Source organism: Pseudomonas sp. P4_D7 (assembly GCF_056401755.1).
Genome location: NZ_JBFUIR010000020.1, coordinates 84634 through 98220 on the forward strand (window position 1 = coordinate 84634; position 13587 = coordinate 98220).

At 58.4% G+C, this 13587-nt stretch carries 13 protein-coding genes; 7 read left to right on the plus strand and 6 right to left on the minus strand.

Features of this window, described 5'->3' with window-relative positions; all coding sequences use genetic code 11:
• Window positions 1–44: 44 nt before the first annotated feature.
• The 3 genes from AC1DVF_RS15235 to AC1DVF_RS15245 all read left to right on the plus strand — a co-directional run bounded on the left by AC1DVF_RS15235 (window position 45) and on the right by AC1DVF_RS15245 (window position 4374).
• Entirely contained in the window at window positions 45–1541 is a 1497-nt protein-coding gene (locus tag AC1DVF_RS15235; RefSeq protein WP_477782711.1) for a helix-turn-helix transcriptional regulator, read from the plus strand.
• Window positions 1542–1677: 136 nt separating this feature from the next.
• Window positions 1678–1935: a DUF1652 domain-containing protein gene (locus AC1DVF_RS15240; RefSeq protein WP_460090514.1), complete on the plus strand. Its 258-nt coding sequence runs from the start codon at window positions 1678–1680 to the stop codon at window positions 1933–1935.
• A 1785-nt stretch (window positions 1936–3720) separates the two neighbouring features.
• A complete protein-coding gene (locus AC1DVF_RS15245) occupies window positions 3721–4374 on the plus strand; it encodes a trimeric intracellular cation channel family protein (protein WP_477782712.1) in 654 nt (217 codons plus the stop codon).
• Window positions 4375–4500: 126 nt separating this feature from the next.
• On the opposite strand, the gene AC1DVF_RS15250 is transcribed toward AC1DVF_RS15245, so the two are convergent.
• From AC1DVF_RS15250 to AC1DVF_RS15275, 6 genes are all read right to left on the minus strand, one after another.
• On the minus strand, window positions 4501–5268 hold the full coding sequence (locus AC1DVF_RS15250; protein WP_034152479.1) for an SDR family oxidoreductase: 768 nt from the start codon (window positions 5266–5268) through the stop codon (window positions 4501–4503).
• Between the two features lie 22 nt (window positions 5269–5290).
• A complete protein-coding gene (locus AC1DVF_RS15255) occupies window positions 5291–6358 on the minus strand; it encodes a phosphotransferase family protein (protein ID WP_093437060.1) in 1068 nt (355 codons plus the stop codon).
• Between the two features lie 220 nt (window positions 6359–6578).
• A complete protein-coding gene (locus AC1DVF_RS15260) occupies window positions 6579–7547 on the minus strand; it encodes a 2-hydroxyacid dehydrogenase (RefSeq protein WP_093437063.1) in 969 nt (322 codons plus the stop codon).
• Window positions 7548–7718: 171 nt separating this feature from the next.
• The gene (locus AC1DVF_RS15265; protein WP_093437066.1) at window positions 7719–8147 is read right to left on the minus strand and encodes a hypothetical protein; all 429 of its coding nucleotides are present in this window, start codon (window positions 8145–8147) and stop codon (window positions 7719–7721) included.
• A 15-nt stretch (window positions 8148–8162) separates the two neighbouring features.
• Entirely contained in the window at window positions 8163–8642 is a 480-nt protein-coding gene (locus AC1DVF_RS15270; RefSeq protein ID WP_099758669.1) for a DUF4822 domain-containing protein, read from the minus strand.
• A gap of 459 nt (window positions 8643–9101) precedes the next feature.
• Complete coding sequence (locus AC1DVF_RS15275; protein ID WP_477782713.1) at window positions 9102–9485, minus strand: tautomerase family protein; 384 nt, start codon at window positions 9483–9485, stop codon at window positions 9102–9104.
• 242 nt (window positions 9486–9727) lie between these two features.
• Here AC1DVF_RS15275 and AC1DVF_RS15280 point away from each other — a divergent pair, with 242 nt between their 5' ends.
• The 4 genes from AC1DVF_RS15280 to AC1DVF_RS15295 all read left to right on the plus strand — a co-directional run bounded on the left by AC1DVF_RS15280 (window position 9728) and on the right by AC1DVF_RS15295 (window position 13403).
• Entirely contained in the window at window positions 9728–9922 is a 195-nt protein-coding gene (locus AC1DVF_RS15280; protein WP_016982943.1) for a hypothetical protein, read from the plus strand.
• A 49-nt stretch (window positions 9923–9971) separates the two neighbouring features.
• Window positions 9972–10142, plus strand: coding sequence for a hypothetical protein (locus AC1DVF_RS15285; RefSeq protein ID WP_177413099.1), 171 nt, complete (start codon window positions 9972–9974; stop codon window positions 10140–10142).
• A 253-nt stretch (window positions 10143–10395) separates the two neighbouring features.
• Window positions 10396–11676: a serine/threonine transporter gene (locus AC1DVF_RS15290; protein WP_116255391.1), complete on the plus strand. Its 1281-nt coding sequence runs from the start codon at window positions 10396–10398 to the stop codon at window positions 11674–11676.
• Between the two features lie 80 nt (window positions 11677–11756).
• Window positions 11757–13403 carry a SulP family inorganic anion transporter gene (locus AC1DVF_RS15295; RefSeq protein WP_477782714.1) on the plus strand — a complete coding sequence of 549 codons (1647 nt, stop codon included), beginning with the start codon at window positions 11757–11759 and terminating at the stop codon, window positions 13401–13403.
• Window positions 13404–13587: the final 184 nt, after the last annotated feature.

Here is a 13587-nt window from a genome sequence, read left to right on the forward strand (position 1 = left end):
TGCGGTCGTACTCTTCACATGGCCGTATCACTTGTGGAGATCCAATGAGCCAGGAAGTCCTGACCACCGAAACCAACCGCCGCCAGTTGCAGCAGATCATCGCCGGGCTGTCCGACGGGGTGATCCTGTTGGAGCTGGATCAGAGCATTCTCTGGGCCAACGAAGCTGCGCTGGCCATGCACGGTGTCAAACGGATCACCGATCTGGGCCACAATGCCGACGAATACGCCAAGAAATTCAACCTGCGCTATCGCAATAATCACTCGATCACCGCCGAAAACTACCCGATCAGCCGGGTAGCGCGCTGTGAGAGTTTCAATGACGTGCTGATCGAAGTGTCGCCGAGCGACGACCCGGAGCGAATCTGGGTGCACAGCGTACGCAGCATGATTCTCACGGACCGCGAAGGGCAGCCCGAGTCGCTGGTGCTGATCATGAGCGATGTCACCGATTGGGCCAATGCCGAGCAGCGCTTCGAAAGGACGTTTAACGCCAACCCGGCACCGGCAGTGATCTGCCGGCTCAGTGATCTGCGTTACATCAAGGTCAATCCGGGGTTTCTGGAAATGACCGGGTACACCCGCGAGCAGGTGATTGGCACGTCCTCTTATGAAATCGACATTTTCGAGCAGGCCGAACACCGGGACCTGGCTATTCAGCGCCTGCGCGACGTCGCGACCATCCCGCAGATGCAAGCCGAGCTGCGCCTGCCCGATGGCAGCAGCAAGCAGGTGATCGTGGCCGGCCAGCCGCTGACGCTCAACGATGAGGATTGCATGCTGTTCTCCTTTGTCGACATGGAGCTGCGACATAAGGCCGAGGTGGCGCTGCGTCAGAGTGAGGAGCGTTTTGCCAAGGCTTTTCGCCTGACGCCGGTGCCGATCCTGATTTGCAGTGCTGACGAACAGCAGGTGATCGACGTCAATCAGGCGTTCCTCGAAACCCTGGCTTATGACAGCGACGACGTGCTCGGCAAAACCGTGCCGCAGCTGGACTTTATCGATGACAGCGGCGCGTGCACGCGGTTGCTGGCGGCGCTGGCGAAAAACGGGCGGGTGGATCGGGTGGATGTGCGGGTGCGCAGGAAGGATGCGGATCTGCTCGAGTGCGCGCTGTCCGCTGACACCGTGAATATCCAGGACACACCGTGCTATTTGCTGGTGCTGATGGACATTACCGAGCGCAAGCGTACCGAGCTTGAGTTGGTGGCGGCGATAGAGGAGGTGATGAAAGACGCTTCCTGGTTTAGCCGTACGTTGATCGAGAAACTGGCCAATGTGAAAAAGGTCAACTCGCCGCAACTGCCTAGCGTTTCGTTCACCGATCTGACGGCGCGTGAGCGCGATGTGCTGGGGTTGATCTGTGAAGGGCTGGCGGACAAGGAGATCGCGGCGCGGCTGAAACTGGCACCGAACACGGTGCGTAATCATGTCGCCACGGTGTATTCCAAGCTCGATGTGCACAGTCGCAGTGAGGCGATTGTCTGGGCGCGCGAGCGTGGATTGTTTTCCGGGGAGTGGGGCGCCAAGGGCCAGCGCTGAGGTGCAAATGCACTAGTTCATCAGGTGCATATTGAGGTGTTGGCGGTCGACGGCTGTTCTTAGTCTGGCGGGGTGCGATACGAGTTTTTTCTGGCTCGGGATCGCGGCCCTTCGCAGTCGTTATAGGAACAGTCTGATGATGAATCTTGCGCAGTTGCGCACGCAGCTTGAACACAGTTTTTCGCCGCTGGCGTGTGAGTGTCTGGTGGATGGGGATCATTCGCTGACGGTGAAGCTTTATCACCCGGTGTCGGGGCAGGTGGATCTGGTGATCAGTGGGTTGAAGCTTGATGCGCTGCGGACGCGGGAGTCGGTTGAGGCTTTGATTGAAGAATTGCGGTATGAGTTGGAGAGCAACACTTTGCGTTCTTTTCGGGATCCTGATTTGGCTTAGGGCTTTTAGGCTTGGCGGCCTTTGGGCCGACCATGCTCTTGGGGGGTGGGTGTATATCCGTTTCTTTGGGTGCTGCGGCTGGCGGTTTCGCTCTTACAGCGACTCACTTTTCCAGACGCCGAAAAGTAAGCAAAAGGCTGGGCCCCGGCGTTCGGCCCGCTCGCTGGGGCTCGGGGTTCCTTCGCTCCGGGATCGATCCGGGGGCAGCGCCTACGGTTTGCTTCGCTGCACCTCCTCTCGCTGTGTTTGGCTTCGCCAAACGGTCGCTGCGCTCCCACCCCCGGATCAATCCCTCCACTCAGCCTGCCGAAGGGGCCAGCACGGCAAGATCAAGAGCTGCAGCCGAGCTAACGCTCATCCTGTTGAGTGGTGAGAAGCACAAGCGATGCGCGATTTGTGCTGTTTTGCTTTGGCTGTTCTGTGGGAGCGAGCCTGCTTGCGAAGGCGGCCTGACAGCCGACCAATCTCTGCCAGATGTACTCTTTTCAACTGTGGGAGCGAGCCTGCTCGCGAAGGCGGCCTGCCAGCCGACCAATCTCTGCCAGATGTACTCTTTTCAACTGTGGGAGCGAGCTTGCTCGCGAAGGCGGCCTGACAGCCGACCAATCTCTGCCAGATGTACTCTGTTCAATTGTAGGAGTGAGCCTGCTCGCGAAGGCGGCCTGACAGCCGACCAATCTCTGCCAGATGTACTCTTTTCAACTGTGGGAGCGAGCCTGCTCGCGAAGGCGGCCTGACAGCCGACCAATCTCTGCCAGGTGTACTCTGTTCAATTTTAGGAGCGAGCCTGCTCGCGAAGGCGGCCTGCCAGCCGACCAATTTATGCCATGTGTACTCTTTTCAACTGTGGGGGCGAGCCTGCTCGCGAAGGCGGCCTGCCAGCCGACCAATCTCTGCCAGATGTACTCTTTTCAACTGTGGGAGCGAGCCTGCTCGCGAAGGCGGCCAGCCAGCCGACTAATCTCTGCCAGATGTACTCTGTTCAATTGTAGGAGTGAGCCTGCTCGCGAAGGCGGCCTGACAGCCGACCAATTTCTGCCAGATGTACTCGTTCCAACTGTGGGAGCGAGCTTGCTCGCGAAGGCGGCCTGCCAGCCGACCAATCTCTGCCAGATGTACTCTGTTCAACTGTGAGAGCGAGCCTGCTCGCGAAGGCGGCCTGACAGCCGACCAATTTCTGCCAGGTGTACTCTTTTCAACTGTGGGAGCGAGCCTGCTCGCGAAGGCGGCCTGACAGCCGACCAATCTCTGCCAGATGTACTCTGTTCAACTGTGGGAGCGAGCCTGCTCGCGAAGGCGGCGTGACAGCCGACCAATCTCTGCCAGATGTACTCTTTTCAATTGTAGGAGTGAGCCTGCTCGCGATGAGGCTCTATCAGGCAAAGCACATTTCAATTTGCCAATCCTCTCGAATCCGAACGCAAAATCGACAGCCACTTCCTCCCGATCCGGCCGATTCACTGGCGCTTGCGGGGGGCTCGGCTATAAAGAATGAGTGGTCAGGTCTTCCGTGGTCGGTTCGGTCGCGGGAGTTGCTCTTCCATTTGTCGCGGGTCGTTCTATGAACAATCTTGGGAAACGCGTGTTGCCGTTGGCTTTCTTTGCAGTGTTGTTGGCGGGTTGCGCCAGTCCTCCACCCCCTCCACCGGCAGCGCCGCCGCCACCCCCTCCACCGGCAGCGCCGCCGCCACCGCCGGAGCGCACGTGTCAGGTGCTCGAAAACACTGAGGTCGCCGGTGACGTGTACGCCGACGGGCAGGTTACTCGACACATCACGACCACCCGTTGCGTCACGCAATAGCGCCGGCGGGGCGGCAGTCCCGGGTTGAGCGGATTGTGCTGGTAGCCGACCTGGCCGGCACTGCGGTGTTTGCCGTGGAAGGCGCTATTGCGGCGATGCGCAGTCAGCTCGACTTGCTCGGTGTGATGGTGATTGCGTTTATCGTCGCCCTCGGTGGCGGGGTGACTCGTGACTTGTTGATCGGTGCGACGCCACCCAATGCCGTGGCCGATTGGCGCTACCCGGCGCTGGCGTTTTTCATGGGCGGGCTGGCGTTTGCCTTTCATGAGCAGGTGCTGGGCTGGTCCGGTTCAACCCTGATTGTGCTGGATGCAGCAGGCTTGGCGCTGTTTGCCGTGGCCGGTGCGCAGAAAGCGTTGAGTTTCGGGATCACGCCGTTTGTGGCGATGCTGATGGGCACCATCACCGGCGTCGGTGGCGGGGTGATACGCGACATTGTGCTGGCGCGGATACCGGTGGTGTTGCAGGCGGATTTGTATGCGAGTTCGGCGTTTGTCGGTGCGGCGGTGTTGATCATCGGCCGCAGGCTGGGCGTTTCGCCGGTAGCGGCGGCGTTGCTGGCGGGGGCGGCGTGTTTGCTGTTGCGTTTGCTGTCGGTGCATTTCGGCTGGCAGTTACCGAAAGTCCTCGATGCCTGATTCAAGCAGTGACCTGTGGGAGCGAGCTTGCTCGCGAATGCGGTGTGTCAACCAAATCATTGTCGATTGACACTACGCCTTCGCGAGCAAGCTCGCTCCCACAGGGTTAATCATTTGCCGTTTAAATCAGGACAGAAACCCACCGTCCACATTCAGCGCAACCCCGGTGGTGTAGCTCGACGCATCGCTCGCCAGGTACAGCACCGCGCCGGCCATTTCGCTCGGATCAGCCACACGCTTGAGCGGAATCTGCGTCAGCGCTTGCTTGAGAATCGCATCATTCTTCACCAGCGCCGAGGCAAATTTGGTGTCGGTCAAACCCGGCAGCAGCGCGTTGCAGCGGATGCCGAACTGCGCGCACTCCTTGGCGAAGACCTTGGTCATGTTGATCACCGCCGCTTTGGTCACCGAGTAGATGCCCTGGAAGATCCCCGGCGAAATGCCGTTGATCGACGCGACGTTGATGATGCTGCCGCCACCGTTTTCGCGCATCAGCTTGCCGGCTTCGACCGACATGAAGAAGTAGCCACGGATGTTCACGTCAACGGTTTTCTGGAACGCACTCAGATCGGTGTCCAGCACATTGCAGAATTGCGGGTTGGTCGCGGCGTTGTTGACCAGAATATCGAGGCGGCCGAACTGTTCCTTGATCCCGGCGAACACCTGGCTGATCTGTTCCATTTCACCGATGTGGCAGGCCACGGCCGTGGCTTTGCCGCCGGCGGCGATGATCGCGTCGGCGACATGCTGGCAGCCGTCGAGCTTGCGGCTCGATACGATCACATGGGCGCCTTGCTGGGCCAGCAGTTTGGCGATGGCTTCACCGATGCCACGGCTGGCGCCGGAAACGAAAGCAATTTTACCGTCGAGGTCGAACAACTGAGTCTTGGACATAAGGGTTCCTGGGTGTGGGCCGTCAGAGGCTCGATTTCGCAATGACCTGCAAGCTCATCTGCTCCAGCAGTTTGTTCATGTGAATGAACTGCGCGAAGCGTTTGTCCTGGGTCTGGCCGTGGTAGAAGCGGTAGTAGATCTGCTGCACGATGCCGGCCAGACGGAACAGGCCGTAGGTGTAGTAAAAGTCGAAATTGTCGATCTGGATGCCCGAACGTTCGGCGTAGTAATCGACGAACTCGCGGCGGGTGAGCATGCCCGGCGCGTGGCTTGGCTGGCGGCGCATCAGTTGCACCGGCGCCGGATCGTCCGCCTGAATCCAATAGGCGAGGGTGTTGCCCAGATCCATTAACGGGTCGCCGAGGGTGGTCAGTTCCCAGTCGAGTACGCCGATGATCTGCATCGGGTTGTGCGGGTCGAGGATGACGTTGTCGAAGCGGTAGTCGTTGTGGACGATACTTGAGGTCGGGTGGTCGGCCGGCATCTTGTCGTTGAGCCAGGCTTTCACTGCTTCCCAATGCGGCGCATCCGGGGTCAGGGCTTTTTCGTAGCGCTCGCTCCAGCCTTTGATCTGACGGGCGACGTAGCCTTCCGGTTTGCCCAGATCGCCCAGGCCGCAGGCGTTGTAGTCGACGCGGTGCAGTTCGACGAAGCGGTCGATAAAGCTTTTGCACAGGGCTTCGGTCTTTGCCGAATCAAGGCCCAGCTCCGGCGGCAGCTCCGAGCGCAGGATGATCCCTTTGACCCGCTCCATGACGTAGAACTCGGCGCCGATCACCGATTCGTCGGTGCAGTGCACGTAGGCCTTCGGGCAATACGGAAAACCGTCGCGCAATTGATTGAGGATGCGGAATTCACGGCCCATGTCGTGGGCGGACTTGGCCTTGTGGCCGAACGGCGGACGGCGCAGGACGAATTCCTGTTCCGGGTATTCCAGCAGGTAGGTCAGGTTCGACGCACCGCCAGGAAACTGGCTGATCGCAGGTGTGCCGCTCAGGCCTGGAATGTGCGCCTTGAGGTACGGATCGATCAGGCTGGCATCGAGTTCTTCGCCAGAGCGGATACGGGTGGACTGGTCAGTAAGCGCCATGCTTATCCCTTCTGCTTATTTTGGAGGCCAGACATCATTGGCTAATCTAATGGCGCGCTCGGGGCGCCACAAGCGCGAGTCGGTCTTATAGGCTAGCGTGTTGCCCGATAATCACCTTTGGGAATGTGCGCGAAAAGTCGCGGTGAACCAGGGTTTTGCGGATATGCCGTGACCGAAAAGGAGGGCTGGGACGAGCGCTCGACACGTCGTCCGGTGTGCTTCAGTGCACGCGCTGATTGTTGAGTTTCGGAGGCAAGGCAATGGGCGTCAGTACCGGTTCGCCCGAAAAAAACGCCACGAGATTTTTGCCCACCAACTCCACCGTGCCTTGAGTGGCTTCCGGTGACAGACCGGCGACGTGTGGCGTCAGTAGCACGTTGCTCAGGGTTTTCAGCGCATCCGGCACTTGCGGCTCGTGGTCGAACACATCCAGTGCGGCGCCGGCAATTTTGCGTTGCTCAAGCGCTGTGATCAGATCCGCCGTGGCGATCACACTGGCGCGGGCGATATTGACGACAAAGCCTTTCGGCCCCAGCGCATCGAGCACCGGGCGAGTCACCAGATGCTGTGTACCGATGCCGCCAGGCGTGGCGATGATCAGGAAATCCGAGGCCCGTGCCAGTTCGGTCGGCGTCGAGCAGAACGTGTAAGGCACATCGCTGCGCACCTGGCGGCTGTGATAGCTGATCTCCATGTCGAAGCCAAAGTGGGCGCGTTTGGCTATCGCCATGCCCACGGCGCCCAGCCCGAGAATCCCCAGGCGTTTGCCGGCCAGCGACGGGCGCATGATCTTCGGCCATTCACCGCGGCGTACCGCAGCGTCACAACGAGGGATATCCCGGACCAGCGCCAGCAGCATCGCCATCGCATGGTCGGCCACCGACGAGGCATTGACCCCGGCGCCGTTGGTGACGGTAATGCCACGGTTACTGGCGGCTTGCAGGTCGACCTGCTCGTAACCGGCGCCGATCACCGTGATGATTTTCAGTGCGGGCAGGGCGGTGATTTCATCGGCGGTCAGGCCCAGCGGCCCGCGAGTCAGCACCGCGTCGATGCGGCTGCCGTGAGTGGCGATGGCTTGCGCACGCTCGGCCGGCGTGGGGGCGAGGATCAGGTGAAAACCCTGATGTTCGAGGATCGGCAAATAGTCATTGATGGTTTCAACCAGTACCAGAACGGTTGCGGGCATTGCGCGGCTCCTGTGAACGTCGGCGGGTCGGTCGCGAAAGTCGTTTCAGAGTGCTGAATCCGCAGCGGCTTGGCAATCGTTGTCATTCACGCAGTGGTGCTTTGATTCTGGACGGCTTCGGGCAAGAAGCAAGGGTAGGCAGCACACCGGTGATCCGGTGTGCTGTCGGCATCATTGGGCTGCTTGGGCTTTGGTTTGTTCTGCGAGGGCAATCGGCTTGAAATCATAGGTTGGATAAAACTCGGTTCGGTAACTGCCCCATGCGGTGTTTTCCAGGGCGAGGTTCACTTCTGCCAGCCGTGAGGCGGGGAAGCGTACGGTCACCACTTGGCCAATGCCCATCATGATGTTCCAGCTCACCACTTCGACCCCGGCGGGGGGGAAGGTCTTGTAGAAGCCTTGTTGTGTGAGCTGGGCCTTGAGTTCGCTCAGCGGGCGGGTCTGATCATGTTTCAGAAACACGGTCAGCATCATTGCATTGTCGGCGGTGGCAACAGTATTTGTGGCGGGTTGGGTGGCGGCTTGCGCACTGACTCCGGCGCAATACACCGTGGAGGCCAGCAACGTCGACATCAGCAGGGTTTTAACTGTCTTTTGCATGTTGAACTCCTGGTTTTATTGTTTGATGGCGGATTTGGTTTCTACGGTGCCGGTATACGGCGCGTGAACGACATGAATACGTACAAGTGGATTGTTGTCGATCATGTCGCGGGGGACTTCCCGAGAGTAAGTGAATTCACTGTTGTTCAGTGTTTCCAGGCGCCTGACAATTGTTTTGGTCGGACCGATATCGGGTACCAGAATGTGCTGTTTCTGGTTGCCGGTGACAAAGAAATAACCGCCTCCGCCTTTGTTGTACTTTGACTCGCCTGTGTCGGTGTAAAAGAACTCGTATCGATTACTCTCGGGATCCCAGGTCGATATACCTACGACGCCGGGATACTTCGCCTTGACGTCTGTTTCAGGAGCGCCATCGATGTAGACCTTGGTAGTCAGCCATCGCGGCGAAGAAGCCAGCTCGCGGACATCAGCGCTGGCAAGCGGGGTGAAAAGCAGTCCGGTCAACAGCAGGCCGGTGATCGTGCGCTTTTGCATGCTTTTTCCTCTTTATCAAACTTCGAAGGTCGTTTGCGATTGGTCTTTCGTCATTCAGGGCGTGAAAAATATAGGCCTGAAAAAGAGGATTGTTCAATGGCTGCGTAGTTGCTTGTAACAAATGACTGTTATTCGGATTTCGGTAATATTTCGTCGTGGTTTTATTAGGTGTTTTTGGTTGTAGGAGTATTCTGAAGTATCGATAAGCGAAGGGCTTTTTATTGGTGCTTTCTGTAATTCATAGCGCAGATGACATTAGAGAAGTACACGCAGTTGTAGGACGGAGGATAAGGTTACAAATTCGTGATTGACGCAACCGCAGCCAGCGAAGTTGCCTCAATTCCAAGGAGCGTTTCTTTTAAAACCTGACATCCGCACTGTCGATTACTCGTGCGAAGGCAGCGCCGAGGGTTGCTTTGTGATGTTTGATGATCGTTTCGGCCGCTAGCTGGCTAGGGGTCAGGTGACGTACTGGGCAATGCCATTGCCGAATGACCAGTTCTCTTTTTTCATCTCGACCAGATTGATGAACACGTCTTCCAGGCGCACCGCCAACTGCGCGTGCAGGCGCTCGGCGATGGTTTTGAACAGCAACTGTTTTTTCTCCACTGTGCGCCCTTCGCTGATGGTGATCTGAATGAATACCACGCCGTCGCTGCGCTGGATCCCCAGATATTGCGGATCGTAGACCAGGTGCTGGCCATCGTGCTCGGTCAGGATCTGAAAGTTGTCGTGCTCGGGCACATCTATACAACTGCGCAGGGCGGCGTAGATCTGCTCGCCGATGCGTTTGGCGAAGTTGGGGTCGGGGTTTTGTCTGATGTCGACGCGAACCAATGGCATGGGAAGGCTCCGCAGGGCAGGGGGACTCATTTCACGCTAGATCATGTGGGCCAAATTGAAAGGCACGGGTACTTGATCGCGAGGTGTTTTCTGAAAGGTCTCTGTATGAGGCTGCCTACCTGAATCGCGGATTTTGCCTACGAAAACGCCGGATTCATCCGCTATCTGGCGCGAGATGATTTAGGAAATCATGAGGGCACAAAGCAGTCCCGCCAGTCACTGCCAATAGCCAAGGAAGGCGCATGCTTCAGGACGATCGCGAAAACCTGGAGCTCCAAAGGCTCCTGAATGAAACACGGAAACTCGTGGCGGAAAGACAAAAGCTTCTGGCTGAAGCAAAAAAGCTAAAGAGAGAGACGAGTTTTTATCCACTCGCGGTATTGGCTGGAGTGGTGACCGCAATCACTGCAGTAGTAGGCGTTTTTTTCAAGGTTTGAGTGTTCACGCTTCACAACAATCAGACCCATGACCCAAAAGGAAATCAAGATGAGCACATTTGACCGCAAGGCTATGATTGAACTAGCGGATCGTGAGTACGATGAGTCGGTCGAAAGAATGCGTATCAAGGACAAGGACGATATGTATCCAATCTGGGGGATGCTGGCGTTCGGCATTTTTTGTATGTCGCTCGGATTCATCCTGGCACGATCAATCTGATCGATTCCTCGCGACTGCATCAAACGTTGGAGCTTGCCAGAAAACGACACGGCGCCTACCTGAAGACGACAGTTATTTTCTCAAAAACGACACACCTCTAAACTGCTCCGCATAACCATTCCTCAGCTAAGTCTTTGCTTCTGCTCATTTATCGCGGAGAATCGCGCCCCTGTTTCGGCCGGAGCATGTCTGTCGGTTTTTTCCGACGCGTCTGACCGAGTGGCAAGTGACCGGAATGCGGAGATCCGACCGGATGAATGATCAGGCCAATAGCGTCGAAGAGCGCTTTGATGCAGCAGCACCTGCTGAACTTTCGAGCTGGAATCGCCAGGACACCACCTGGATGTTGGGACTGTTTGGGACGGCCATCGGCGCCGGTACCCTGTTTTTGCCGATCAACGCAGGACTGGGTGGCTTCTGGCCGCTGGTGGTCCTTGCGCTGCTGGCCTTCCCGATGACGTTCTACGCGCACCGTGGCCTGACCCGCTTTGTGCTTTCCGGTCGTGAAGGCGCCGACATCACTGAAGTGGTCGAGCAGCATTTCGGCATCAAGGCCGGCGCGCTGATCACCTTGCTGTACTTCTTCGCGATCTTCCCGATCCTGCTGATCTATAGCGTTGGTCTGACCAACACGGTCGCCAGTTTTCTCGAACATCAACTGCACATCACGCCGCCACCGCGCGCTCTGCTGTCGTTGGTGCTGATCCTCGGTCTGCTGGCCGTGGTGCGTTGCGGTGAGCAGGCGATCGTCAAGGCGATGAGCCTGATGGTGTATCCGTTTATCGTCGCGCTGCTGTTCCTCGCCGTTTACCTGATTCCACACTGGAACGGCGGCATTCTCGCCACGGCTTCGCACGTGCCGGCACCGTCTGCGTTGCTGCACACGCTGTGGCTGGCGATTCCGGTGATGGTGTTCTCCTTTAACCATTCGCCGATCATCTCGGCGTTTGCGGTCGATCAAAAGCGTCGTTACGGTGTCCACGCTGAAGAGCGCAGCTCGCAGATCCTGTCCCGCGCGCACCTGTTGATGGTGGCGATGGTGCTGTTCTTCGTCTTCAGTTGCGTGTTGACCCTTTCGCCGGAGCAACTGGCCGAGGCCAAGGCGCAGAATCTGTCGATCCTGTCGTACCTGGCCAACCACTTCAGCAATCCGACCATCGCTTTCGCAGCGCCGTTGATTGCGTTTGTGGCGATCTCCAAATCGTTCCTCGGTCACTACATCGGTGCCAGCGAAGGTCTCAAAGGCCTGATTATCAAGAGCGGCAAGCGCCCGGGCGCCAAGGCGCTGGATCGCATCGTGGCGGCCTTCATGCTGGTGGTGTGCTGGATCGTGGCAACCCTGAACCCGAGCATTCTGGGCATGATCGAAACCATCGGCGGCCCGGTGATCGCGGCGATTCTGTTCCTGATGCCGATGTACGCAATCCGTAAAGTGCCAGCGATGGCCCGCTATCGCGGCCAGGCGTCGAACGTGTTTGTAACGGCTGTCGGCCTGGTAGCGATTTCGGCGTTGATTTATTCGCTGACCGCGTAAGCTACAACTCCAGATACTCAGCTACAGTGGCCGCTGCATACGACGTATGCAGCGGCTTTTTTTCGTCTGGAGACAGTGGATTGTCGAGCGCCCCGCAACCTGTAGAACAACCCAATCGCTGGCGGGATGTACTCGCCGGTCTATCGATAGCCGGTCTCTTGCTGCCCGAAGCGGTGGCGTATTCGACCATCGCCGCGTTGGCGCCTCAGGCCGGGGTGATCGCCCTGTTTGCCGGACTGTTCTGCTACGGGGTATTCGGTACGAGTCGCTTTGCGATTGTCTCGGCGACGTCTTCTTCGGCGGCTGTGCTGGCGGCGGCGACGGCGACGCTGGCCAATGGTGACCCGCAATTGCGCTCGACCCTGGCAGTCGGCCTGGTGTTGGTTACGGGCGGGTTGTTTCTATTGGCTGGGCTCTTTCGTCTGGGCAGTGTCACCTCTTTCATCGCCAAACCGGTTTTGCGCGGATTCGCCTTCGGCCTGGCGCTGACCATCATTCTCAAACAAGTCGCCAGCGTGGTCGGCGTGCATCTGACCGACGCCAATCTGGTGCGCTTCGCCCCGCAATTGCTTGAACAGCTGCCGCAATGGAACTGGCCGGCCGCGGCTGTTGCGGCCCTCGCACTGGTATTGCTCGGAGTATTTTCACGATTCCCGCGGGTGCCCGGTGGCTTGCTGGTAGTAGTGATCGGCATCGCCGCCGGGCAATGGTTGAATCTGTCGGCGTACGGCGTGCAGATGATCGGCATTATCGACCTGAGCCTGGAAGTTCCCAACCTGCCGGTGCTGCCATTCGCCGACTGGCTACGGCTGGGGGAGGTGGGTTTTGCGCTGGTGATGATTCTGTATGCGGAGTCTTACGGGTCGATCAGTGCGTATGCGCTCAAGCATGGCGACCGCGTCACCTCAAACCGTGATCTGTTGGCGCTAGGCGCATCGAATCTGCTCTCCGGGTTGTTTCATGGTATGCCGGCCGGGGCAGGGTACTCGGCGACCTCGGCGAATGAAGCAGCAGGTGCGACGTCACGCTGGGCCGGCGGTGTGGCGGCGTTGGTGGTGTTAATCATCGTGCTGACGGTGTTGCCGTGGATTGCCCTGACCCCGGAGCCGATCCTCGCCGCGATTGTCATGCATGCGCTGGGTCGCGGTTTGAGTCTGCAGCCACTGGGCCGCTACTTCATCTGGCGCCGGGATCGTGTGCTGGTGATCTGCGCGGTTTCGGCCGTGTTGGTATTGGGCGTGCTGGACGGTCTGCTGGTTTCGGTGGCGATCAGTGTGCTGCTGATGCTCAAGCAGATGTCGGCCGCGGACATTCAAGTGCTCGGGCGGATTGATGGCGGGCACGATTTTGTCGATGTGCAGCGTCATCCCGTTGCGCAAACGGAGCCTGGCGTACTGATCATTCGGCCCAGTGAGGCGTTGTTCTTTGCCAACGTTGAGCGGATTCTGGGCGCAGCGTTACGGCTGATCCGCCATGCAGAAACGCCGGTGCATACGGTGATTCTGAGTCTCGAGGAGACGCCGGACCTGGATGGCACCAGCATTGAGGCGATGCAGGAGTTCCTTGTGCGGGTGCATCAGGAAGGCAAGCGTTTGATTCTGGCGCGGCTCAAGCATGAGGCGCTGGCGGTGCTGGAGGCGTTGCCCGAAGTGCAGGCCAACGCTGTGATCCTCAGCGGTCTGAGCGTCGATGGCGCCGTGCAGAAAGCCCTCACACTAAACCCGTAACCCTATCGGGGAAATGCAGGTCTCTTGTCTGGTAAGAATCAAATGTGGGAGCGAGCCTGCTCGCGAAAGCGATTCATCATCCAATAGTTACATCGACTGACACACCGCTTTCGCGAGCAGGCTCGCTCCCACAGGGTCTATGTGTGAGGCATAAAAAAACGCCGCTCATCTCACGATGGGCGGC